This is a genomic window from Ruegeria sp. I1 (genome assembly GCF_056532675.1).
Genome location: NZ_JBQFNM010000002.1, coordinates 1 through 25,064 on the forward strand (window position 1 = coordinate 1; position 25,064 = coordinate 25,064).

A 25,064-nucleotide genomic window follows, 5' to 3' on the forward strand; every position below is an offset into this window, starting at 1 on the left:
CCAACGCAAAGTGTCGCGGGATGGAGCAGCCCGGTAGCTCGTCAGGCTCATAACCTGAAGGTCGCAGGTTCAAATCCTGCTCCCGCAACCAACGTCAGAAAACCTCAGAACAGCCACGTCGAGCCACAAACAGTCAAATAAACTGTTCGCATCGCAATCAAACATCGACGCATCAGGGCTTGTCTACAAGTGATCGTAAGACTCGACTCTGTAAAGGGAGAAACTTAAAAGGAACAAAAGAAGAACACGGAAGCTAACATGTTCGATGAGATGCAGCGGCGCATCATTTCATTGTGGTTTCCCCGGTTGGCGACTGACCGGGTTTTGCGTCAGTGCCCGATGGACGGACCTTTTGTTCTGACCCTCAAGCAACGGAATGCCAATCGCATTTACTGCATGAATGTCGCGGCGGCAGAGCAAGGGCTGCATAATGGTATGGCGTATGCGGATGCGCGTGCTTTTTGCCCGACCCTGCAAAGCGGTATCGCTGATCCTCAGTCAGACTTGCGCTTTCTACATATTCTGCGCCGATGGGCGATGCGATATTGCCCTTGGGTGGGGCTGGAAGGTGACGACGGGCTGGTGCTGGATATCACCGGGTCGGCGCATCTGTTTGGCGGTGAGGCAGCGATGCTGGCCGATTTACGCGGGCGGCTTGCGCGCGCAGGGCTGTCGGTGCAGATCGGGGTCGGCGATACGCGGGGTGCGGCTTGGGCGCTGGCTCATTACGGTGAGGGGCAGGCACCTATCGGTGATATGTTGGGGGCATTGGCCCCATTACCCGTGGCGGCTTTGCGTCTGAATGAAGAGACATCGGTCACTTTGCAGCGTATGGGGTTGCGTACAATCGGCGCGCTGGCCGCCGACCCGCGCGCACCATTGGCGCGTCGCTTTGGGGCCGGGGTGTTGCTTCGGCTGGATCAGGCCTTAGGAGCGCAGCCGGAAGAAATTACACCTCTGGCCGAACCGTCCCGTTATGCCGTGCGTATGACCTTGCCAGAGCCGATCGGGTTGCTGACCGATGTTATGGCCGGGACCGAACGGCTGTTGGTGCAGCTCTGCGCCAAGCTGAAGGCGCAAGAGATGGGCGCGCGCAGGCTTTGCATGACATTGCGTCGGGTAGATCAGGGGCATCAGCAGGTTGAACTGCGTCTAGCCCGGCCCTTGCGCGATCCTCATCGCATTTTGCCCCTGTTCGAACGCGGGCTAGGGGAAATAGATGCGGGGTTTGGCATCGATCAGCTGCGGCTGGAGGCTGCGGAGGTCGAAGAGCTACCCGTGCAACAGCTCAGCCATGCTGTGGGGTGGGGGCAGGGTCAGTTAGAGGACCTGATCACCCGGCTAGGCACTCGGGTTGGGCTCGAGAATATTCAGCGGGTTTTACCGGCGGATAGCCACATCCCCGAGCGTAGCTTTATCATTGCGGCAGCAGCCTATTGTGAAGCCTCAAGGGGGTGGAGCAGCCAGCACCCGCGCCCCCTTTGCCTGTTCCCACCCGAGCCGATTGCTGCAACAGGTCCACAGCCACCCAGGCGTTTCCGCTGGCGGCGCATGTCGTTGACAGCAAGCCTCGCGACTGGACCAGAGCGCATTGCCCCTGAATGGTGGTTGGCCGATGAAAGCTGGCGCTCTGGCCTGCGCGATTACTGGCGGGTGGAAACCCTGCAAGGGCGCAGGCTCTGGCTGTTTTACACGCCGCAGAATCCGGGCTGGTTTGTGCAGGGAGAGTTCGCATGATCGAAGTGAACCGCACCCACCGTCCGGTAGAGGCCTTTCGCCGTGATACGCTGGAGGCCAATGCGCAGGGCACCGGGTATGCCGAACTGTGCGTCACCACGAATTTCACTTTTCTGACTGGGGCGTCACATCCCGAAGAACTGGTACTGCGCGCGGCTGAACTGGGGCTGTCCGCGATTGCCGTTACGGATCACAATTCGCTGGCAGGTGTCGTTCGCGCGTGGTCTGCACTGAAAGAGCTGAAGCGGCAGACGGGGCAGCCGTTACAGATTCAGTCTGAGCAATGTGTGGATTCATCGTCGCGGCAGGAGGTTGGACACAAGCAAGCCCTAGCCCGACCAGACTGCCCGGTATTGCCTAAGCTGATTGTTGGCTGTCGACTGGTGCTACGCGACAGTTCATTGGACTGGGTGGCGCTGCCCTGTGATCTGGCAGCTTACAAGCGGCTCAGCCGATTGCTGACCCTGGGCAAGCGACGCGCGGATAAAGGGGACTGCGAGCTGTATACGCAGGATCTGCTGGCAGCGTGCAAGGGCATGATGCTGATTGCGCTACCTCAGAGCAGCTTGCAGAAGGCCGCAGCGGATATACAGACCATGCGGCGGCATTTTCCCAATCATGTCTTTCTGGGTGCGGTGCCACGCTATGATGGTAGCGATCAGGCCTATTTGGCCGAATGCGCACGGTTGGCGCAAAGAACCTGCGCGCCGATGGTGGCGGTGGGGGATGTGCTGATGCATCGGGCCAGCCGCAGGCAATTGGCCGATGTGCTGACCTGTATGCGCGAACATATTACGATTGATCAGATAGGAACGCGCGCCTTGCGCAATGGGGAACGGCGGCTGAAGGCAGGCACCGATATGGCGCGTGTCTTTCGGGACCATCCTGCCGCGCTGCACCGCACATTGGAGATTGCAAGCCGCTGCAGCTTTGACCTGAGTGAACTGTCCTACGAATACCCGGATGAGATCGCAACAGACGAGCCACCTCAGGCTCGGTTGGAACGGTTAGCGCGTGAAGGGTTAAAACGCCGCTATCCTGATGAGCCGCCCGATAGGGTGGTCGAGTTGATGCACAAAGAACTGGCGGTGGTCGCCGACCTCCGGTTCCCAGCATATTTCCTGACCGTACATGACATTGTACAGTTTGCCCGCTCACAAGGTATTCTTTGCCAGGGGCGCGGGTCGGCGGCCAATTCGGTGCTGTGTTACCTCTTGGGCATTACGGATGTCCCTCCGGGTCAGATTGCCATGGTTTTTGAACGGTTTGTGTCAAAATACCGGGGTGAGCCGCCGGATATTGACGTCGATTTCGAGCATGAGCGGCGCGAAGAGGTGATCCAGTGGGTCTATGAAAAATACGGCCGCCACCGTGCTGGCCTATGTGCCACCGTGATCCATTTCCGCACCCGCGCGGCAATCCGAGAGGTCGGAAAAGTGATGGGGTTATCGCAGGATGTGACCGCAGGGCTATCTGGTCAGATCTGGGGTATGACCAATGGCGGCGTTGACCTGGACCGTGTGCGAGAGTTGGGGCTGGCCCCTGACGATCGTCGCCTGATGCAAACCCTCCGCCTGATAGGTGAGATCATCGGCTTTCCGCGCCATTTGTCTCAGCATGTCGGCGGTTTCGTGATCACCAAGGGGCGTCTGGATGAGCTATGCCCGATTGAGAATGCCGCGATGGAGGATCGCACTGTCATCTGTTGGGACAAAGATGACATTGATGCGCTCAACATCCTGAAGGTCGATGTTCTCGGGCTAGGCATGCTCAGCTGCCTGCGTAAATCCTTCGATCTTTTGCAAGCGCATGAGGGTGAGGACCTGAGCATCGCCAAGGTGCCGCAGGGCGACACGGCCACATATGACATGCTCTGCCGCGCGGATGCGGTTGGCGTTTTTCAGGTCGAAAGCCGGGCGCAAATGAATTTTCTGCCCCGTATGCGACCGCGCGAGTTTTATGATCTGGTGATCGAAGTCGCCATTGTTCGCCCCGGACCCATCCAAGGGGATATGGTGCAACCCTATATCCGACGACGGAATGGGAAGGAAAAACCGGAACCCTTTGGCCCGGAACTGGAACAGGTGACAGCACGCACGTTAGGGGTGCCTCTGTTTCAGGAACAGGCGATGCAGATCGCGGTGGTTGGGGCAGGCTTTACAGCGGAAGAGGCTGACCATTTGCGCCGTTCTCTGGCGTCGTTCAGGCGGATGGGCACGATCGGCACATTCCGGGATAAATTCATCAAGGGGATGCTGAACAAAGGTTATGACATTGAGGTGGCAGAGCGCTGTTTCTCGCAGATCGAAGGCTTTGCCGATTATGGGTTTCCCGAAAGTCACGCAGCCGCTTTTGCCATGCTGGCCTATGTTTCGGCCTGGTTAAAATGTCATCACCCGGCGATCTTTGCCTGTGCACTGCTGAACTCTCAGCCCATGGGGTTTTATGCCCCTGCCCAGATCGTGCGCGACGCGCGTGAGCACGGGGTCGAGGTGCGGCCCATCTGCGTCAATCATTCGGAATGGGACAATATTCTGGAACGCCGCCCCGATGGCGCGCTGGCCTTGCGGCTGGGGTTCCGCCAGATCAAGGGGTTCAGGGAAGAAGACGCAGGCTGGATTGTGGCCGCGCGTGGCAATGGCTACCCGGACCCAGAGGCGCTTTGGCTGCGTGCAGGGCTTCGTCCGGATGTGCTGACGCGGCTGGCCGAGGCGGATGCCTTTTCGGATATGGGCCTGACCCGGCGCGATGCACTCTGGCAGGTCAAGGCGATTCAAAGCCCGAAACCTCTGCCGTTGTTCAACGATCCAATCGACGGAGAAATGGTTCACGAACCGCAGGTCAATCTGCCGGTTATGCAACTGGGTGAAGAGGTGGTCGAGGATTATGTCTCAACCCGTCTGACCCTGCGGGCGCATCCTATGGAACTGCTGCGCCCCTCATTGCCGGGATTGGTCACACATGCCTCTTTGCAACAGGTGCCGCTGGGGCGGTACAGCGTGTGTGGCCTTGTCATCACCCGCCAGCGGCCCGGCACGGCCTCGGGTGTTATTTTCCTGACGTTGGAGGATGAGACCGGAGTCAGCAATGTGGTGGTCTGGCCCAAGGTTTATGACCGCTTCCGTCGTATTGTGATGGGGGCGCGTTTGCTGCGGGTGACAGGGTATCTGCAACGCGAAGGGATCGTCGTGCACCTGATTGCTCAGGACATTCAGGACTTATCGCATAAGCTGTCCGAACTAGGGCATCCACAGCCCGAGGCCCTGAGCACCGAAGCTGTCCGCACAGATGATACGCTCAAACGATCCCGCTATCCCGCGCGGGCAATGCACCCGCGGGATCAGGCAAAGCGATTGTTCCCAAGCCGGGATTTTCATTAACCGGCCATTCGTAGCGATTGCGGTATTCAGCACTCCTTTTGCACAAAGCCTGGAGGAAGGAAAAATTGTTGCGAAATTGAAAACAATTCAGGCTGTGCTTCACTTTACATGTAGAATTTTGACAGCATTGGCGATCTTAAGGCAGCTCTTAATCAAGGCAAAAAACGGTGAATTTCCCGCTACCTGAGATGCGTAAAAAACAATCACAGATTGAGCGCCCAAGTGGAATTGCGAAGTGTGTTAACACTTAATTAACTTGATCCTTGGAAAAGCGCGGCTCACTGGATAGGGTAAGACAGTAACCAGTCCAAAGAAATTGTCACCCGTGCCCAAAAATCAAAGCCTGTCGGCTCCGCTTCGCAAATCCAATATTCTTCTGACCTCATCCATGGCGCTTGCCGTCGTCGGCGCATATGGCCGCACTGCATATGGCGGCAGTTGCACGCCGTCGGGGGGCGGAACCTATTCTTGCTCGGGTCCAGCAACGGGTGGTGACGCAACCATTACGCTGAATTCAGGCGCATCCCCTCTGACAGTGACAACGCAGCCAGGGTTTGGGCATACGGTCTCAAGCGGGAATGGGCTCAATCTGCGTTCCAGTGACAGCATTTCGTTTACGGATGCCAATAACTCGGTCATAGCGGGGGCGAACTTGGGGATTTACTCGCGCAACACAGGAACGGGCGCGATGACAATCACGGTTACAGGTGTTGTGATCGGGACAAGCGGTACCGGGGTGTACGCGAACAACGCCGGAACGGCGACCGATATGACGATTTCTGCCGTTGATACAAACGGTGGAAGTTTCGGCATCACGGCGCGTAACAATGGCACCGGCGCTTTGACAATCACGTCCACAGGAACGGCTTCAGGCACCTCTTCGGATGGGATTAACGGGCGGAATGCGGGGACTAACCTAACGATTACCGCAGTCAACGCCAACGGCGGGCGCACGGGTATTTTTGCGCAGAACACGGGCTCGGGTTCGATTGCCATCACCACGTCAGGTGCCGTAACCGGCGGCACAGGTGCGGGCATTGCGACGCAGGCCGGTGCTGGCACGGCAGTCAATATCACATTGAATTCTGGCAGCACCATCAGTGCCACATCTGGTACGGCGATCACCAATGACCAGTCTGACGCCACAGTGACCGTAAACGCGGGCGCTGCGGTCACAGGTGCTATAACCTTGGGCGATGGCAGCGATACCTTAGACTTCACCGGTGGTGATTTCAGCGGCGTTACCCTTTTTGACGGTGGCGACGATTCCTCCAGTGGGGACGGCTTTGTCGACACGCTGCGCTTTGGCAGCAGCGGTGTACTGGCTGGGGCAAACGTGACCAACTTCGAAGTGATCGAGATTACCAATAATTCGACGATCACACTGACCGACAACAGCCTGACCGCGGGTGATGGCGGTGCCGGAACCGGGCTTACAGTTCAATCAGGCAGCAGTTTGCGTCTGAATACCGGAGCGACCAGCCTGACCGGTAACATCACCAATGGCGGTATGCTCTCGGCACAGAACGGATCGGTGGGCGATGTCATCACTGTCAGTGACGATTTTGTCGGCACTGGCGGAACGATCCTGCTGGATGTCGAACTTGGCGGTGACGGGTCGGCCACGGACATGCTTCAGATCGCAGGCGACACCTCGGGCACGACCTTTGTGTCGGTCAACAATATCGGTGGTGCCGGGGCCGAAACCATCAATGGGATTGAAATTATCCAAGTCGGTGGAGCGTCAAATGGAATCTTCACGCTGAATGGAACATCTCAGACAGCCACCGGCGAACAAATTGTGGTTGCGGGTCCGTTTGGCTATCGTCTTGTCGACACTGGCAGCGGCAGCTTTGTGCTGTCCAGCCTGGATGCGTCCGGCAATCCGATCCTTGTTGGATCTAGTATCGCCTCATTTGAGGCTTTGCCTTCAATCCTGCAATCAGTGAACCGTGTGCGCGGTTTCCAGGCGCGTACTGCCGCAAGAACCGCTGTTGCACCTTCTGGGGACGCGACCAGACAACGGGTTCGTGAATTTGGTACCGATGGTGATGTCCTGTCCTACCCGGATACCCCGGTCTGGCTGGAACTCACCGGACGGCGTAGCGAAATCGCGCCGGTTCGGTCGGACGCAGGGATCAACACGGTGCGGACGGACACCTATACGATAGCGGTTGGGGCAGATACGCTGCTGTCCGAATTCGCCAATGGGGCGCTCTACGGTGGGGTGGCGATCAGCTATGATGATGCCTCAAGTACGGTGCGGACCGATCAGGGCAACAGTGATATCGACACGACGTCGCTGGGCCTAACCCTTAGCGCCACCTGGCTGGACGCGCGTGGCTTTTATGTCGACACACAGCTTCAGTACAACGATAACTCCAGCGATACGCGCGATCCTTCCACCGGGCTAGAACAGAACGACATCGACTCCGACCAATACGCGATTTCGGTTGAGGTTGGTCGCCCTTACGAGGTGAAACCGGGCTTGGTCCTGATCCCTCAGGCGCAGCTGACCTATGCCTCGCTGGATGTAGACGACTTCACCGACAGTTCGGGCAACAATGTTGTCTTTGACGATGCCGACAGCGTACTGGCGCGGCTCGGGCTGTCCGCGAACAAATGGTTTGCCAACAGTCGCGGCACCGGCAGCTATTTTGGTGTCGTGAACCTTTATCACGAGTTTGACCCGACCACCCGGATTTCGGCCGGTGGGATGGAGTTTAACGAGGAGATCGACGATACCGGCATTGAACTGGGCCTTGGCGCGCGTATGATCCTGAACGAACGTTACGAGCTTTCTGGTTCGCTGAACTACCTTACTGGTCTTGATGATCTTGGGGATAGCTACGAACTGGAAGCCACATTGGGTTTGCAGGTTCGGTTCTGAATGATCAACATATCCAGGGTTCTGGCGTGGGGCGGCGGCGCTCTTGTCGCGGTGTCGGGCATGGGCTCGGCACAGACGACAGAAACGACATCCACGCAATATCAAAGCTGGACAGTGAACTGCACCCAAGAGGCTGATCAACGGCAATGCGCCATGAGCCAAAGCCTGAACCTGCAGAACCAGTCCGGCCTACTGCTGCGGGTTGAGCTGCAGCGAAACGCCGAAGGCGCGGCCTCGGGTATTGTGATCGTGCCATTTGGGTTGGACATCACCAAGGGTGTTTCACTGTCCATCGACGGTGGCCCCCGGTGGAATCTTCCGATGCGAACCTGCCAGAATTTCGGTTGTGTGGTACCCCTGACACTTGGGCCGGGGATTGTGGATCAGATGAAACAGAGTAACACGGTGCAAATCTCGCTCTATACGCTGGATGGTGGGCAAACGCTTGAAGTGCCTGTGTCACTAGCGGGTTTCACGGCAGCCTTTGATGCGCTTTGATCCGTTGTCGCTGACGCCAATCAATCAGATCAGACTGTTGGATGAATAATATGCCATCCCTGCTGCCAAATCGGGTTCTGTTGGCATCGAATACTTGTGTTGCTTGGCGTGCAAGCATGACTTTGGACGATGCAGTGGAGAGACCTGACTTAGGCTTTTGGGGTCGAAGGAGAATCCACAAAGGCGGGTACTCACTTCGCCAGCTGCAACGATATGGTGAGTAGCTCGCGGTATGAGGCAGTGTGCCTCTGAACAACAAGCGATTGAGCTGAGCTGATCACGTCCTTTGTCGTTGTAGTCGCGCTGGGCACAGGTGTGATCTATACGGTTGCTACTGGATTGGCGCGAGGGGCGAAAGGCAGCCCTGCGGCAGCGATGGGATGTACTTTGGGTATCGTTCCTCACTTGACGGCGGCAATCGTGAGATTGGCTGCGTTTTTGAACAAAAGTGCGGTTCTCTTTCATGTATTGAAGTGGGTTGGCACACAGTACTTACAATTCCATGCTTCGCGGATTTTGAGAGATGACGCCCTGTACAGTTTGATAGAAAGGACGAGCGAACACGTATCGCAAAGTTGCGACAACTGGGTTTCTGATCAACATTCTGAATCCGAAACTATCAGTATTCTTCCTAGCATTTTTTCACAATTCGTTCCTGCTGGCGTCTCGACACCTGTGCGTCATATGCTTGTCCTCAGCGTTGTGTTTATGGTCATGAACTTTGTGGTTGTAATCTGTTATGATGGGTTCGCCTCGGTGGTGCGCGCGCGTATCGAACGGACGCCTACGTCACTCATGTGGCTGAAACGTGGCTACGCTGCAACGTTCGTCGGCCTTGGAATGCGGCACGCGTTCGAGACACGCTAACCTCGGAAACAGAGGGCGGTTACGGTATCCCAAGTCAGCCGAATGAGACAAATACTATGATCACATCTGAGTTCGCAGCGACAATGTCCCGCTACAATCAATGGCAGAACCGATCACTCATCACCGCGGCGAATTCCTTAACCCATGAAGATCGATGGAAGGATCGAGGTGCGTTCTTTAGATCTATCGCACAGACATTGAATCACATTCTCTGGGACGATCGCATCTGGTTGGCTCGGTTTCGCCATGACAGCGGGATCGTTGCTGAGATCGCTGTGCGGCATCCGTATACAGACACTCCGGTCGATTGGTTGGACTATGTCGAACAGCGGGAAGCATTGGATGAACAGATCGTTGGTTGGGCCGATACGCTCACATCACAGGACCTCTTGTCCATTATCACGTGGAAACGGGGGCACGAACACGTTCAAACGACGCTGGGCTTCAATTTGGTGCACATGACCAATCACCAGGCACATCATCGCGGCCAGGTTCATTCGTTGTTGACACAGGCTGGTGCGACAACAGGATCTACGGACCTTCAGATGCTGGACATCGGATAACTAAAGGGGCCGACTTAATGCCAATGCCATGGACATACAGACATGCGTCTAAAGAGTGGCGGGCATTCCTTGATGACGCCAAAGAGCGCATGTCACTAGATTCGGACAATATGACCTACACTGCTGTAGACGCTGTTTTTCAAGTGTTTCGCCGACGCTTGACAGCTCAGCAAGGGATTGATTTTGCATCAGTTCTTCCAAGTGTGGCGAGGGCAGTCTTTGTCACAGGATGGAATGTCTCCGAGCCGCCGGTACCATTCAAGCCGCGCAAAGACTTACTGGCCGAGGCAAAGAACGTTCGCAAACATCACAACTTGACGCCGGATAACGCAATTGAGGCCACTGCTTGGGCAATCCGTCGTTACACAAATGCCAGCGATTTCGAGCGCGTTTTGGCGAAGCTACCAAAAGATGCTCAGGAGTTTTGGGAGGTGGACGTTGACGATCCTAAGGAGCTCAATCAGCGGGTCATTTGACTGTCGTTCATGGACCTCACACGTCATCTAGAAAACAGACCATTGTCAAATCGAACTGCGCACCAAACCACTTGTTCATAGGTCAAGGAGTAGACGTCTAGCTGACTCCGATACGGCCCGATCGCAGACATTCGCCGGCTTTGTCAACACTGCGGGTTATCTTTCAAGAGCGGGGGGTTGGTCGCCGCATTGCTGGACGACCAGTCACGGATACTCTTTCTAAACAGGTGCAAGGTTCGGCATCCTTGAACGATACCCGAAAGCCCGCAGGGTAAATCAAATTCGAAAGCTAGCGATTATTGTCGAGATACTTCCGAAGTTCTGCGAGATCACCCTTGGTGCGTTGCATGATTGCCAGTTGATCAGGCCCGATAAGATGCCCGAAGACCTCGCTGACGTGAACAATGGCTTGGTTCCTGAAAATGCGGCCCGCCTCGGTTAGATAAACAAGCTTTCCGCGCCCGTCTTCGGGATCAGGGCTTAAAACCGCTTCAGTGACGTTTATTGCTCCGGAGAGTTCATCGATGGGCTGCCCGCTCTTCGGTTTTTGGCAGATACCCCGGCTGCCTTCCAAGATGTTTGCCTCATGCCCAAAGCCAGATTTTCAAGCTAAGCTAACCCAAGCCGCATTCTTTGAAGAGCTTTGCACGCACGCGGCTACAAACTTAACCCCATTGAGCCCGTCATAAACCGTTGGATAAACAACGGACGCGCCAGGTGAAATCCCGTTTCGGAAGGCTTGGATCGCCTCAGCAGCCTCTCCATAGATATTGGCGAAACCTTCAAGATATCCCTCGGGATGTCCCGGAGGGACTCTGCTTAGCCGATTGGCAGCATCAACAGCTCCAGCTCCATTTCGGGTGATCAGACGCTTGGGTTCGTTGTATGGTGTGAACCAAAGGTAATTGGGATCTTCCTGGGCCCACTCCAGACCACCTTTTTCGCCGTAGACCCGCAAACGAAGTGCGTTTTCATTTCCGGGAGCCACCTGAGAAGACCACAACATACCTCGCGCTCCGCCTTCGAAGCGAAGCAATACGTGGGCGTTGTCATCGACTTTGCGCCCCGGCACAAAGGCCTGCAAGTCCGCCGCTAGGCTTTCTGCTGTCAGCCCGGTTACAAAGCAAGCGAGATTGTAAGCATGAGTCCCGATGTCACCGGTTGATCCGCCCGCGCCCGAGCGTTCGGGATCGGTTCGCCATTCAGCCTGTTTGAAATCCTGCTGCTCGGTCAGCCAGTCCTGCGGGTACTCAACCTGAACCACCCGGATCTTGCCAATATCGCCGTTGGCAACCATTTCACGCGCCTGCCGAACCATTGGATAGCCCGTGTAATTGTGGGTCAAAATGAATAAGGCATTCGCGCTTTCCGCTGCTTTGACCAGCTTTTTTGCATCGGCAAGAGTCGAGGTGAGTGGCTTGTCACAAATGACATGAATACCGCGTTTCAGGAACTCACGCGCGGCTGCATAATGGACGTGATTTGGCGTGACGATTGAGACCGCCTCAATCCCAGATTTCAGCCGGGCTTCCCTTATCGCCATTTGTTTGAAGTCTTCATAGACCCGTTCGAGCCCCAATGCCTGACCGCTTTCAAGAGATTTCTCTGGCGTCGAAGACAAGGCACCGGCAACCAGTTCGAATTTGTCGTCCAGTCGCGCGGCTATGCGATGAACACCGCCTATGAAGGCGTCGTTTCCACCGCCAACCATGCCAAGGCGAATGCGACCCGAGGTTTCTTCACTGCGTCCTGTGACCATCACTCAATCCCCAGCATTTTACGATTGGCGGCTTCGTCAGCGCCACCGTCGGCGAAATCATCAAAGGCTTTCTCGGTCACACGGATGATGTGATCGGATACGAATTGAGCTCCTTCGCGTGCACCATCCTCGGGGTGTTTGAGGCAGCATTCCCATTCGACAACAGCCCAACCATCAAAGTCATTCGCGGCCATTTTTGAGAAGACCGCACCGAAATCCACTTGGCCATCGCCCAATGAACGGAAGCGCCCGGCCCGATCAACCCAGCTTTGATATCCGGAATAGACACCCTGCCGCCCTGTTGGGTTGAACTCGGCATCTTTGACATGGAACATCCGAATCCGATCTTTGTAGATGTCGATATTGTCCAGATAGTCGAGACATTGCAGCACGTAGTGCGACGGGTCGTATAGCATGCAGGCCCTTGGGTGATTTCCCGTCCGTTCCAGAAACATCTCGTAGGTCACACCATCGTGGAGGTCCTCTCCGGGGTGGATTTCGTAGCAGACATCGACACCGCATTCATCGGCGTGATTCAGGATCGGCACCCAACGACGCGCAAGCTCATCAAACGCCGTTTCGATCAAGCCGGCAGGGCGTTGCGGCCAAGGATAGACATAGGGCCATGCCAGCGCGCCAGAGAATGTTGCATGTGCGGAAATGCCCAGGTTTTTGGATGCTGTCAGAGCCTTTTTGACCTGATCCACGGCCCATTCCTGCCGGGCTTTTGGGTTCCCTCGGACACTTTCGGCGGCAAACCCATCAAACGCACTGTCATAGGCTGGGTGAACGGCTACAAGCTGGCCCTGAAGGTGTGTTGAAAGTTCCGTGACTTCGACACCATTTTCCTTGGCCTTGCCTTTGAAGTCATCGCAATACCCAGCGCTGGATGCGGCCTGTTCGAGGTCGAACAACCGGCCATCCCAACTGGGAACCTGAACGCCTTTGTATCCACAATCAGCCGCCCACTTAGTGATCGCGTCCCACGAATTGAACGGCGCTTCGTCCCCCGCAAATTGCGCAAGAAACAAAGCTGGACCTTTGATCGTCTTCATAAAATTTCCTCCCCAAAACCTAAGCCTCTATGGCGGTAAATTTTCCTTCAGATAGATGTCGATACGGATACGTTCCTGCGCTTTGTTGAATGGAACCTTGTCCTTAGTTGCGCGCAATAGACGGACGGCAGAACGAACAATATGCCCGGTGTCTTGCGAGATTAAGGCGTCAAATGTGCCAAGCCTAAGCGCCTCACGACTGAGCGGAGTGAGCTCATGCGCTATGATCACCAGATCCTTGCTGAACCTGTTCTCTGAAAGAAATTGAATCAGGCCGGCATTGCCCGCTGCTGACGAGTATATTCCGACCAGATCCGGATAGGTTTCGAAGATCTCGGGCATCATCTTGTAAATCAGATCCGGGTCATCCCGGCCCTCAACCGACGCTACGACTTGGAGGTGCGGAAATTCCTCGGCCACAACAATATCAAAGCCTTGGCGACGCTCCAGGTGGTCACGCGCCAAACGGGATCCTGTAAGAACTAAGACCTTGCCGTCGCGATGGACAAGCCGCCCCATCAGCTGAGCGGCGGTTCGTCCTGCCGAAACGTTATCGATTCCCACAAAGTGGTCTCGCTCTGAACTGGGCAAGTCAGATACCAAGGCAACCACCGGAACGCCTTTGTCCCTGAGCCTTTTTACAGCGTCGCGGACAGAAGGCGTTTCGGGCCCAAAAACGGCAACCCCATCAACATCCAAACTGTCGACAGCATCCAAAATGTTGACGATATCTTGCGGCTCGAACGGAGCGACCTTCTTTATATCAATGCGAGTCCGCTCGATAAATTGGTCACGGGATTGTTCTGCGATCTGACTGCTGATTGCCTCCACAAACTCGTTGTCCGTGTCGGGCAGAACAAAGAGGAAGTTGTAAACCCGGTTTCGCGCAAGGTTAGCCGCAGCGGTGTCGCGCACATAGCCCAGCTCATCAATTGCCTTTTGTACTTTCTGTACGGTTACGGCCCGCACGCCGGGGCGTCTATTCAAGACCCGGTCAACAGTCGCGAGACTGACACCCGCGACGCGCGCGAGGTCGTTGACGGTTGGCTTTTTTACCAATTCTAGTTTTTGTTTTTGGTCTTCCACGTGTTCCTCAGCCCTCAATCTCCCGCGCCAAGCCTTCAAACAACAAAGCAACCGCCTCAGCACCGGGATCGTTATGTCCAACCAGGTTTTCTTCGGGAACATAGGCCGCGCGACCCGCCTTCGCACGACGAATATTTGCGGTGTTGTTCGCGCCTTCGCGGGCAGCCTCGGCCGCGTGTGTCAGACCAGATGGTAGCGCGGCAAGTGCCGGTGCCAGGGCGTCAATCATTGTCCGATCACCGACCTTGGCACCTCCGACCTGGCTGACACGGTTCAGGCCCTCGACAAGGGATTTGGGCACGGAGGCTCCGCTTGCACAGGCATCCCCAGCCGCGTTGAAAAAGATCGCAAGAATCACACCGGACGACCCACCCATGGTCTGGCTCAGTTCATTGCCCAACGCCGGAAACAGTTGCGTCAGATCAGCAAGCGGCATGCGGTCAAGGCTACCTTGCAATGCTCTTGCGGCAGTCGCCAATGTGCTTCCTGTATCGCCATCCCCAGATTTCGCGTCCAGCTCGTTCAGGTTCTTCTCAGCGTTGATGAGCAGTTCAGACAATCGGGTGATCGTTTCCCTTGTGGCGGGATTATTCGAAGGAATTGGATCGATAGGGGTCAAACCATCAGGCAAAGGCGCTACCTTTATCGGGTCGATGGAATTGATGCCGGGCCAAGCCGCCAGATCAACAGGAGCTGTAAGAGCCAATAAATCGTCCTGATCTACAGGCAGAATAGAAACAGAAAACCCGTGCATATCCAGCGATGTCATCATTGGAGCTGGGCCGATGACATGTTGGGCAATACCAGTCTCGGACAAGGCGTGCGCGAGGACAGCCATTTCTAGCGGAGTTGTAGAACCTAGGTTGTTGACCAACGCCACACAATCCCCAGAGCCCACCCTTTGCTTCAGCTTCTCCACCACTGTGGACATAGCTGATACAGCATTTGAGAACTCGACTTGCTGTACACCAGGCTCGCCGTGGATGCCTAAGCCTAGCTCCGCTTTGCCGGGTGCAATCCTGTCTTCTTTTGGAGATCCAGGAACGGTACAAGTGTCCAGGCTCATACCGATGCTGACGACCTTCGCTATGGTGTTTCTTGCTGCTTTGGTGACGGTGTCCAGATCAGCACCACTTTCTGCAAGCGCTCCGGCTATTTTGTGCACGAACAACGTACCTGCCACGCCACGTGGTTGCGGAAGGTCGGGCAGGGCGATGTCATCATCGACGACGACCATTTCAACCTTGCGGCCCAATGCACGGGCGCGTTCAGCTGCCAATCCAAAGTTCAATCGATCACCAGTGTAATTCTTGACAATAAGCAAGCACCCGACCTCACCCGTGACAGCAAGAATGCCCGCCAGAACCGCCTCGACCGAGGGGGAGGCGAAAACTTCGCCGCAGACCGCAGCTGTCAGCATACCGGCACCAACAAACCCTGCGTGGGCCGGTTCGTGACCAGACCCTCCACCGGATACCAGGGCGACCTTCGACTTGTCCCAGTCCGACCGGTAAACAACCTTGATATGCGGATAGCCGTCCAGCCGGGTTAGCTGCCCGCCGGAGGAAGCCAGAAGGCCGTCTATGGCCTCTGTCACCAGGGTTTCTTTTGTGTTGAGGAACTGGGCCATGCTTTTGCTCCTTAATTCACACGCGCGCCGGACGCGTCAAAATACAACGGGTTGTGGGGGCGGATTTTTATAATCTTTCCAGATGGGTAGTCCTGATGGACATCGATCAGGGTCACCACCGGGTGACCGTTCAGATCCAGATGCAGCCGTGTTTGGTCTCCCAGATGCTCGGCGCGTATCACCCGCGCCTCGCTGCCTTCACCTTCAATGATGTTTTCCGGGCGCAGGCCTATCTGCGGACCTTTGTGATCGCCTCCAAACAAATCGGAAGGTAGGATGTTGATCCGTGGCAGACCCAACCTGCTGGCTACGTAAACACTGCCGGGATTTTCATAGATGTCGCGAGGGGTGCCATACTGAACCAGCTTGCCGTTTTCCAAAACGCCGATATGTGTCGCCATTGTCATGGCTTCGACCTGATCATGGGTCACGTAAAGTAAGGTTGACCCCAGATCGGCTTGAATTCTCTTCAACTCGACTCGCAAATCAGCGCGAAGCTTGGCGTCCAAAGAGCTAAGCGGTTCATCCATCAGGAAAATCTGTGGGTCACGCACAAGCGCACGTCCGATTGAAACGCGCTGCATTTCACCGCCGGACAGTTCAGTGGCTTTGTTGTCCAGCTTGTGCGGAATTTGCAGGATCTCAGCGACTTCGTTAACCTTCCTCGTGATTTCATCCTCTGGTGTCTTCAGGATCGGCGACCGCAAAGGGAAAGACAGGTTCTCGCGCACTGTCATATGTGGGTATAGCGAGTATTGCTGGAAGACCATCGCCACATCGCGCTGGGCAGGTGTATCTGTACCGACGTCACGCCCGGCAATGCGTACTGTTCCAGAGTCCAGTTTCTCAAGCCCGGATATCAATCTCAGCGTCGTCGTTTTTCCCGCACCTGTCGGACCCAACAACACCACAAAGGCGCCGTTGGGGATCGTCATTGAGATATCATCCACCGCTTTAAGATTGCCAAATGATTTCGAGATATTCTCCAAAACGACTTCAGCCATTGCTTAGCACCTCGTCGTTCAAAGCGGACCTCAACGCGCGCCCGGTTGATTTTTCAAATAGGGTTACCGCGTGAGAGCGGAACTCCAATCCCACCGTCTCGCCGGGATTTACGACGTCGCGTGCATCAATCCGGGCTTTCAGCTCTCCGTTCGGGCTTTGCAGCGTCACGATCTGGGTGGTTCCCAAGTATTCTGCGGCCAGGACCTTGGCCCGGTATGCGCTCGCATCCGATAGAAAAACATGTTCGGGGCGAACGCCAAAAACCAAGTCACCTTCCGCCCCTTCCATCAGTTTGGGTACGGCTTCGTCGTGACCATTCAGTCGCACCATTTCCGAATCGGGCGCGACCTTTCCCTGAAAAGGCAGGAAGTTCATCGAAGGAGACCCGATAAAATCTGCAACGAACATTGTGGCTGGTTTGTCGTAGATTTCCTGAGGTGTGCCGAATTGCTCGATCACAGCGTTGTTCATCACTACGATCTTATCGCCCATTTGCATGGCTTCTAACTGATCGTGTGTGACGTAAACAGTGGTTGCGCCCATACGGTCATGAAGCGCGCGCAATTCTTCGGCCATATGCTCCCGAAACTCGGCATCCAAGGCGCCCAGCGGTTCGTCCATCATGAACGCTTTGGGTTCGCGAACGATCGCGCGACCCAGCGCCACGCGCTGCCTGTCGCCGCCTGACAACCCTCCTACGGGGCTGTCGAGGATGTCCTTGATCCCCAGAATTCCCGCGACTTCCTCTACTTTGGCTTTGACGGCGCCACGCGGCATGCCCTGCGATATCAGGGGGTAGCTTATATTCTTGCGTACGTTCATATGCGGATACAGCGCGAACATCTGGAACACGAAGGCAATGTCACGCTCTGATGGCGGTCGCTGGCTAATCTCTTCACCGTCCAGATAGATTTCGCCCGACGTTGGAAGCTCCAACCCCGCGATCATCCGCAGCGTCGTCGTCTTTCCGCAGCCAGATGGCCCTAGCAACATGAAAAACTCACCGTCTTCAATCGTGAACGAGCTTTCGCGGACAGCCGTGAAATCGCCGAACATCTTCTTTACGTTTTTGACTACGATCTGGGCCATTTCTACTCCGGGAAATGGCTGACGATGATGAACATGACGGTTCCGATCAGCGTGACGATGAAAGAGTAGGTGAAGGCCCAAAGGACAAAGGGTTGCATCAGCATGAAGACACCCAGTGCAATAAGGATGGTTGCGACCATCTCCCATGGGCCGCGGCGGAGCCGTAGTAATCCGGTAAGAAATTCGCTCATTTGCGTACGGCTCCGAATGTGATCCCGCGCAGCAAATGTTTGCGCATCAGGATGGTGAAAATCATGACAGGGATCAGGAAGATCGTCGCGCCAGCCGCTACAGCAGGCCAGTCCAAGCCGCCAATACCGATGATGGTCGGGATGAAGGGCGGTGCAGTCTGCGCGTTTGCGGATGTTAGCAGTACGGCAAACGCGTATTCATTCCAGGCGAAGATCAAGCAGAAGATTGCAGTTGAGGCTATGCCTGTGGCGGCTTGCGGCAGCACCACTTTGTAAAACGCCTGAAACCTCGTGTAGCCATCTATGAGGGCGGCTTCTTCGTATTCGCGTGGGATTTCGTCGATGAATCCTTTCAGCAGCCAGACCGCCAGCGAAATGTTCACGCCCGTGTACAACAGGATCATCCCAAGATGCGTGTCGCTCAGCCCAAGGTTTCTGAACATCAGGAAGATTGGGATGGCGACGGCAACCGGGGGCATCATCCTCGTACTAAGAATGAAGAACAGAAGGTCGTCCTTGAGTGGGACCTTAAATCTGCTGAACGCATAGGCGGCCAGCGTGCCAAGGAAGATACTCAAGAACGTTGAGCCAAATCCGATGATAACCGAATTCATAAAGCGCTCGCCGAACTTGGACGGCCCGACTATCACCATGTCGTACTGGCGGACAATCTCATCGGCCCAATTCTGCGGTGGGTTCGCTTCCAGAAACTCCTGCGTCTGCCGTGTGCGCGTGGTGAAGAGGTTGACGTAGCCTTCAAGCGTTGGGTCAAAGACCACTTTGGGTGGATAGCTGATCGCATCGGCCGGGGATTTGAAGCCTGTCAGCAAGATCCACACCAGCGGGATCATCGTGATCAGCGCATAAGTAATGACCAGGAAGCCTGCGATCCATTTGGACCGGTTCGAAGGTTCTGTGACGGAAAAACTGCTCATCTCTGTTTCACCTTGTTCAGGGCTTTGACGTAGATCGACGCAAGGCCGAACACGGTGACGAAAAGGATGATCGCATAGGCTGACGCATAGCCTGTACGCCATTTTTCAAAGGCTTCGCGTTTCAGGTTGATCGAAGTGAGTTCCGTAACAGACCCCGGTCCTCCGCCGGTGAGCTGAACCACCAGGTCGAACATTTTGAAGTTCTCGATCCCTCGAAACAGCACAGCGAGCATCAGGAACGGTAACACCATCGGGATGGTAATCGTAAAGAACTGCCGCAGCTTGCTGGCTCTGTCGATCTCAGCGGCCTCGTAGATGTAGTCAGGAATGCTGCGCAGACCAGCGAGACAGATCAGCATTACAAAGGGGGTCCACATCCAAGTGTCGACAATCACGATCGCCCATGGGGCCAACGTGACGGACCCCAGCATTTCAAAGCTCGATGGGTCCTTGCCGGTAAACCACGACACGATGTAGTTAAACAGGCCGATCTGAGGTTGATACAGGAACTTCCAGAAGTTCCCGACAACCGCCGGAGACAGCATCATCGGCAGCACGATAATTGTGGTCCAAAGATCGTTGCCCTTGAATTTCTTGTTGATCAGCCACGCCAGAGCAAACCCGATCAGGACCTGGAAAAAGATCGTCCAGAACAGGAAGTGTGCCGTCGCCTGCATATTCAGCCAGGTGTCAGAATCTGTCAGGATACGCTCGTAATTCCTGAGACCGACATCTTTGACTTCACGCCCGATCCGGTTGGCCTTGTAGTTGGTAAAGCTCAGTTGGATGGTCCAGATCAACGGAAAGATGTTGATCGCCAGCAATAGAAAAATCGTTGGGGAGATGAAAATCCAGGCGATCGCGCGGTCGGATAATCCCCGGATCTTTCGCGCAACTCGCTCGGGCGTTGCCTGCGCAACGCGATCTACGGTCCTGTCAGACATCTCTTTGCCAGTTCTTGTTGGTTTAGGGCTCACGGGTGAAGGTGGAGCGGGATTGCACCCGCTCCGGCCTGTGTCCGGATTACAGCTTGCCTTCGTCTTCGAAGACTTCCGTCCAATCTTCGATCAGAAGGTCCAACGCTTCCTGAGCTGTACCTTGGTCAGCAACCACGTAGTCATGGATGCGTTTCTGCATTGCCAGCAGAAGCTCTGCATAGGCAGGCTCTTGCCAGAAATCCTGCACACCGCCCATTGCTTCCAGGAAGTCACCGGCAAACGGTTGGCTGTCCACGAAACCGGGATCTTCCAGCACCGAGTTATGTGCGGAGTATCCGCCAAGCTCCCACCATTTGGCCTGCACTTCTGGCTGCGCGAACCACTTGATGTACTCAAGTGCGGCTTCCTGTTTGTCAGAGTAGCTGACGACAGAAATACCTTGTCCGCCCAGTGTCGAACCTGCCTGATTTTGGGGTGGGTTCACAAAGAAGTCGATCTTGTCACCGCCGGTATTGGGGTCGGCATAGAGACCTGGGAAGAACGCAAACCAGTTCATCGCCATGGCGACTTGACCGGACTTAAAGGCGTCCAAGCTCTCACCCATGTAAGAGTTGGTGTATCCCGGGGGCGTCGCTGTCTTGTAGAACTCCTTGTAGAATTCCAGAGCCTCAACCGCTTCGGGTGAGTTTACGGCGCCTTCCATGTCATAGGATCCTGGGGTGTTTTCGTATTTGAAACCCCAAGGATACAGCGCCCCAGTCACACCCATGGTGATCCCTTCCGAGCCGCGCTCGGTGAAGATTGCTGCCCCATAGACAGTCTTGCCGTCGATCTCACGACCTTGGAAGAATTGAGCGATCTGCAACAACTCTTTCTGAGACTGCGGTTCACGCAGGTCCTGACCAGTCGCCTCTTTGTATGCAGCCTGGATGTCGGGGTTTTCAAACCAGTCCTTGCGATAGAACCAGCCGTTTGCATCGCCCATCGCAGGCAGCGCATAGTAGTTTGGTGTACCCTTGGGCCAGGTCGAGTACGCGTAGACAGTGGCCGGCGCGAAGTCATCCATGCTGATGCCTTCAGCATCGAAGAACTCGTTCAGCTGGACATAATGACCATTCTCAGCGCCACCGCCGATCCATTGGCTGTCACCAATCAGCAGGTCGCAGAGCTTACCCCCAGAGTTCAGCTCGTTCAGCATCCGGTCCGCAAAATTTGGCCAGGGAACAAACTCGAAGTTCATTGTGTGGCCGGATTCTGCTTCGAATTCTTTCGATAGCTCAACAAGCGCGTTGGCCGGGTCCCATGCAGCCCAACATAGTGTCAGATCTTCAGCATTTGCCTTGGTAGAAAGAGTAGTAGCGGCAAGGACTATTGCGCTGGCCGAGGCCAGTTTTGTGTAAGTCATCCATTCCTCCCTTTTTGCGCCGTCAATCGAGGATGTGCGAATCGCGGCATACTTCCAAGGCTATTTGAGGTACGCACCTCAAGTCCAGAAATTTTTGAGGTTCGTACCTCAAGTGAACAAAGAAGGTCGTTAATTTCGCTTTGTAGCCATTGATTTTAAATGAGCTTTTTGGTTTGCGATGATGCGCATGTATTTTCAGCAGTGAGGCACTAAATGGTCAATTCGACTAAAATAAGCGCAGCTCACAATCGCGGCCAGCATGCGGCGACCGGCTTGGCGAACCCGCTAGCGATGCTCTGGCAGATTATTTGTTCGATACCTTTGAGGATTGGAGATAGCGTGCAAACTGCACGGACCACGCAGGATCGTGCATAATTCATTTGGTCAGGTGCAGTGATATGAACACGCTCTCTGTCGTAAGATTGAACCGCTACCCAATTAAAGACTTAGGTGCCGAGCATATGCAAACCGTGAAGCTGCGAGCAGGAGAGGTGATTCCGGGTGATGAACAGCCTCATCTGACTGATCCAAATTGATTGTTAGTACATCATCGACCTATGATCCATCGGGATGATGGTTTCGGGCGCTGGCGGGCGATAGCCCAGAGCACTGTGGGGGCGTTTTGTATTGTGGTGCGAACTGAAAGCAGACCTTCTCGCATTGAACAAAGTGTAAGCCAATTTCAGGACACCCTGCAGGTTGCAATGATGTCAAGGTTTTGTGGCATGATTTATCCTTAAGAACTTTCAGGAGGCCTCTTAAAGGCAGTTCAAGACCTCTATGAGTAGGCATTCGCGGCAACAGTTTGCGCTGCACAAAGTAGGGTCAGCGTCACAACCGACGGCAGTTTGAAAAGACCTCTGGTCAATCCGCCGCCGGTCAAAGGAAATGACCGGCAGCATCCTTAGGTACCTACGTTTCCAGCGCGGCGGTGACGCGATCCGGCGTAAACGGCATGTGGCGCAGGCGCTTGCCTTGCGCGGCATAGAACGCGTTGGCAATGGCCGCGGGCACCATCGGCGTGCCGACCTCGCCGACCCCGACGGGCGGTGCATCAACCTCCGCCATATAGATATCGGTCTTTGGCATCTGCCAGGCTCGGGTGATTTCGTAGTCCCAGAAATTGTTCTGAACCACCTCACCGTTTTCGATGTCGATCTTCTCGCTGAGAGCCATCGAGATACCGAACACGATGCCGCCTTCAATCTGATTGAGCGCGTTGTCCGGCGTGACGATCAAGCCCGCATCGATCGCGGCCCAGAAGTTGGTGATCTGAATCTCGCCGCTATCAGCGTCCACTTGAACTTCCGCAACACCTGCAGCCATGGATGAGCTGTAACCCGCGAACGAAAGCCCAAGGCTTCGGTCGCTACGATTGTGCCAATCGGACATCTCAGCCACTTTTTCGAGCAAATGCCGCCCGCGTGGGTTTTCAGAAACCAGATCTAGCCGGAACTCCAATGGATCCCGCCCGGCTTGTTCTGCCAGTTCGTCCATAAAGCATTCTGCCGCAAAGGCCGTGTAGGACGCACCAATACCGCGATAGGGCGCAAGGCGGGCGTGTCGGTCCATGATCAGGTGATCGGCGCGGAAATCCTTGATCCCATAGAACTTGCTCTCCGCACCCCTCATCGAGATCACATCGTTGGGGCTCACCGCATCCCAACGCAGCGGGTTAAAAAACCCGATCACCGTCGGCGTGGCGACCTTGTGATACCACCCGTCCAACTTTCCGTCCGCTGTCAGACCCGCCTCAAGTTTTTGGGCCGCAGCGGGGCGGAAAGTCCCTTGTTTAACGTCATCTTCACGCGGCCAGATCACTTTAACAGGGCGTCCAACGGCTTTCGAGCACAGCACCGCGTCGCGCACATAGTTCTGCATCAGAGCAGTGCGTCGACCAAAGCCTCCTCCCATTGTCATCATGTTCAGTCGAACGCTTTCGACTGGGATGCCCAGCACCTCGGACACGGTGCGCGCAGTCCACGACTGCGTTTGTGTGCCCGCCCAAATCTCAGCACCTTGCCCGTCCGCGCCGACATCAGCGACAGCCGCCATCGGCTCAATCTGAGCATGGTAAGCATAGTCCGACAGATAGAGCTGTGAATACAGACGGTCAGCTTTGCCAATGGCGGAAGGGGCGTCGCCTTTCTCGGCCCAGGTTGCCCCCGACGCTTCGGGAGCGCTGACAGCGGCGGCGTATTCGGCCAGCGTCTCTTCGCTGTTTGAGGTCCGGAAGGGTGAGGTGGTGGACCATTCGACCTCAAGCAAACCCCGTGCGCCCAAGGCAGACCACAGGCTTTCCGCGACCACGGCAACACCGTCCGGTACCGTCACGATATCAATGACACCCGGTACTTCGCGTGCGGCGTCGTCGTTGATGGAAAGCGGTACTTCGTCCTCGACTGGTGCACGTAGAACAGCCGCATAGGCCATATTGGGCACTTCCACATCAATGGCATATTCAGCCTGACCTGTGCTTTTGGCCGGAACATCGCGACGCGGCAGATCTTGCCCGATGATCCGAAACGTGGACGGGTCTTTCAGCGGCACTGTTGCAACGTCTGGCACCTTCACATCTGTCAAACCGAGCGCCGCCAGTTCACCATAGCTGGCCTGTTGGCCATCGGGACCCAAAACAACACTTGGTTCGGTCCTAAGGCTGGCTTTGTCCACAGCCCATTCACGTGCTGCGATTTGCAACAAAACGTCGCGCGCCTGCGCGCCCGCCTTGCGCATCGGGTCAAAATAGAACTGCGTTCCGGTGCTGCCAGCCGTATATAGAACACCGCCAAACAGCTGATTTCCAAAGCGTCGATCATCAGCATTTAGCTGTTCGATCTCAACGTCGTCCCATGCTGCATCGAGTTCCTCAGCAAGGATTTGTGGCAGTGTGGAGTAGCTGCTTTGCCCCATTTCGGTCGAGGGGAAGACAACGCGGATGCTGCCATCGGCCCGGATCGTCAACCAATGATTGACATCCAGCGTGCCAATTGCGGCCTCAGCCCGGACGGATGATATGCCACCCGTACCGATGAAAAACGTCAGTCCAGCAGCGCCTTGCAGAAACCCGCGGCGGTTCATGGTCATGGTCATCTCAAACCTCCTTGGCTGCGCGTTCGATGGCTTTGAAAATTCGGTTATACGTGCCGCAGCGACAGAGGTTCGCGCTCATCTCATCGACGATTTCTTCGCGCGTCGGGGATGGATTGTCCGCCAAAAGTGCTGCCGCGCGCATGATCTGCCCGGACTGGCAATAGCCGCATTGTGCGACTTGCTCTTCGATCCAGGCCTTCTGAACAGGATGCGAGCCGTCTTCGGACAATCCTTCGATCGTCGTGACTTGCGCATCCTCCACGTCGCTGACCGACATCTGACACGCAAAGCTCGCCACACCATCCACATGCACCGTGCAGGCCCCACACATAGCAGCGCCGCATCCGTACTTAGTACCCTTGAGTTTGAGCGTATCTCGAAGGACCAGCAGCAACATTTCGTCAGGGGGGTTATCAACCTCTACGGGTCGGCCGTTCAATTCGAATTTGATCATTTGGAACAGTCCT

Annotated in this window: 20 protein-coding genes and 1 tRNA gene; 8 read left to right on the forward strand and 13 right to left on the reverse strand. The window is 55.5% G+C overall.

Going from position 1 to position 25,064, the window contains the following annotated elements; translation table 11 throughout:
- Positions 1–14 precede the first annotated feature (14 nt).
- The 8 genes from ACR0DH_RS03775 (at position 15) to ACR0DH_RS03810 (ending at position 10,411) form a co-directional block, all read left to right on the forward strand.
- Positions 15–91: transfer RNA gene (locus ACR0DH_RS03775), tRNA-Met, on the forward strand.
- A gap of 167 nt (positions 92–258) precedes the next feature.
- Positions 259–1,737, forward strand: a complete 1,479-nt coding sequence (locus ACR0DH_RS03780; protein ID WP_480551615.1) for a Y-family DNA polymerase — start codon at positions 259–261, stop codon at positions 1,735–1,737.
- A complete protein-coding gene (locus ACR0DH_RS03785) occupies positions 1,734–5,117 on the forward strand; it encodes an error-prone DNA polymerase (RefSeq protein ID WP_480551617.1) in 3,384 nt (1,127 codons plus the stop codon). Before ACR0DH_RS03780 ends, ACR0DH_RS03785 begins: the two co-directional genes overlap by 4 nt.
- 325 nt (positions 5,118–5,442) lie before the next feature.
- On the forward strand, positions 5,443–8,007 hold the full coding sequence (locus tag ACR0DH_RS03790; protein WP_480551619.1) for an autotransporter family protein: 2,565 nt from the start codon (positions 5,443–5,445) through the stop codon (positions 8,005–8,007).
- Complete coding sequence (locus ACR0DH_RS03795; RefSeq protein ID WP_480551621.1) at positions 8,008–8,505, forward strand: invasion associated locus B family protein; 498 nt, start codon at positions 8,008–8,010, stop codon at positions 8,503–8,505.
- Positions 8,506–8,781: 276 nt separating this feature from the next.
- A complete protein-coding gene (locus tag ACR0DH_RS03800; protein ID WP_480551685.1) occupies positions 8,782–9,372 on the forward strand; it encodes a LysE family translocator in 591 nt (196 codons plus the stop codon).
- 56 nt (positions 9,373–9,428) lie between these two features.
- Positions 9,429–9,935 carry a DinB family protein gene (locus ACR0DH_RS03805; RefSeq protein WP_480551623.1) on the forward strand — a complete coding sequence of 169 codons (507 nt, stop codon included), beginning with the start codon at positions 9,429–9,431 and terminating at the stop codon, positions 9,933–9,935.
- 17 nt (positions 9,936–9,952) lie between these two features.
- The gene (locus tag ACR0DH_RS03810; protein ID WP_480551625.1) at positions 9,953–10,411 is read left to right on the forward strand and encodes a DUF2267 domain-containing protein; all 459 of its coding nucleotides are present in this window, start codon (positions 9,953–9,955) and stop codon (positions 10,409–10,411) included.
- Between the two features lie 289 nt (positions 10,412–10,700).
- On the opposite strand, the gene ACR0DH_RS03815 is transcribed toward ACR0DH_RS03810, so the two are convergent.
- The 13 genes from ACR0DH_RS03815 to ACR0DH_RS03875 form a co-directional block, all read right to left on the reverse strand.
- Positions 10,701–10,985, reverse strand: coding sequence for a hypothetical protein (locus ACR0DH_RS03815; protein WP_480540310.1), 285 nt, complete (start codon positions 10,983–10,985; stop codon positions 10,701–10,703).
- A gap of 30 nt (positions 10,986–11,015) precedes the next feature.
- On the reverse strand, positions 11,016–12,170 hold the full coding sequence (locus tag ACR0DH_RS03820) for a Gfo/Idh/MocA family protein (RefSeq protein ID WP_480551627.1): 1,155 nt from the start codon (positions 12,168–12,170) through the stop codon (positions 11,016–11,018).
- Positions 12,170–13,225: a sugar phosphate isomerase/epimerase family protein gene (locus tag ACR0DH_RS03825; protein WP_480540314.1), complete on the reverse strand. Its 1,056-nt coding sequence runs from the start codon at positions 13,223–13,225 to the stop codon at positions 12,170–12,172. The genes ACR0DH_RS03820 and ACR0DH_RS03825 overlap by 1 nt, the downstream gene beginning before the upstream one ends.
- A 27-nt stretch (positions 13,226–13,252) precedes the next feature.
- A complete protein-coding gene (locus ACR0DH_RS03830) occupies positions 13,253–14,311 on the reverse strand; it encodes a LacI family DNA-binding transcriptional regulator (protein WP_480551629.1) in 1,059 nt (352 codons plus the stop codon).
- Between the two features lie 7 nt (positions 14,312–14,318).
- Complete coding sequence (locus ACR0DH_RS03835; protein WP_480551631.1) at positions 14,319–15,941, reverse strand: dihydroxyacetone kinase subunit DhaK; 1,623 nt, start codon at positions 15,939–15,941, stop codon at positions 14,319–14,321.
- 11 nt (positions 15,942–15,952) lie between these two features.
- Positions 15,953–16,945: an ABC transporter ATP-binding protein gene (locus ACR0DH_RS03840; protein ID WP_480551633.1), complete on the reverse strand. Its 993-nt coding sequence runs from the start codon at positions 16,943–16,945 to the stop codon at positions 15,953–15,955.
- Complete coding sequence (locus tag ACR0DH_RS03845; protein WP_480551635.1) at positions 16,938–18,035, reverse strand: ABC transporter ATP-binding protein; 1,098 nt, start codon at positions 18,033–18,035, stop codon at positions 16,938–16,940. Before ACR0DH_RS03845 ends, ACR0DH_RS03840 begins: the two co-directional genes overlap by 8 nt.
- A gap of 2 nt (positions 18,036–18,037) precedes the next feature.
- Positions 18,038–18,226: a hypothetical protein gene (locus tag ACR0DH_RS03850; RefSeq protein WP_155150119.1), complete on the reverse strand. Its 189-nt coding sequence runs from the start codon at positions 18,224–18,226 to the stop codon at positions 18,038–18,040.
- On the reverse strand, positions 18,223–19,161 hold the full coding sequence (locus tag ACR0DH_RS03855; protein ID WP_010442361.1) for a carbohydrate ABC transporter permease: 939 nt from the start codon (positions 19,159–19,161) through the stop codon (positions 18,223–18,225). The genes ACR0DH_RS03850 and ACR0DH_RS03855 overlap by 4 nt, the downstream gene beginning before the upstream one ends.
- Positions 19,158–20,105, reverse strand: coding sequence for a carbohydrate ABC transporter permease (locus ACR0DH_RS03860; protein WP_155150124.1), 948 nt, complete (start codon positions 20,103–20,105; stop codon positions 19,158–19,160). The genes ACR0DH_RS03855 and ACR0DH_RS03860 overlap by 4 nt, the downstream gene beginning before the upstream one ends.
- A gap of 79 nt (positions 20,106–20,184) precedes the next feature.
- Positions 20,185–21,504, reverse strand: a complete 1,320-nt coding sequence (locus ACR0DH_RS03865) for an ABC transporter substrate-binding protein (protein ID WP_480551637.1) — start codon at positions 21,502–21,504, stop codon at positions 20,185–20,187.
- A gap of 912 nt (positions 21,505–22,416) precedes the next feature.
- Positions 22,417–24,597, reverse strand: coding sequence for a xanthine dehydrogenase family protein molybdopterin-binding subunit (locus tag ACR0DH_RS03870; RefSeq protein WP_480551639.1), 2,181 nt, complete (start codon positions 24,595–24,597; stop codon positions 22,417–22,419).
- Between the two features lies 1 nt (position 24,598).
- Positions 24,599–25,051, reverse strand: a complete 453-nt coding sequence (locus ACR0DH_RS03875) for a (2Fe-2S)-binding protein (RefSeq protein WP_475220593.1) — start codon at positions 25,049–25,051, stop codon at positions 24,599–24,601.
- Positions 25,052–25,064 lie beyond the last annotated feature (13 nt).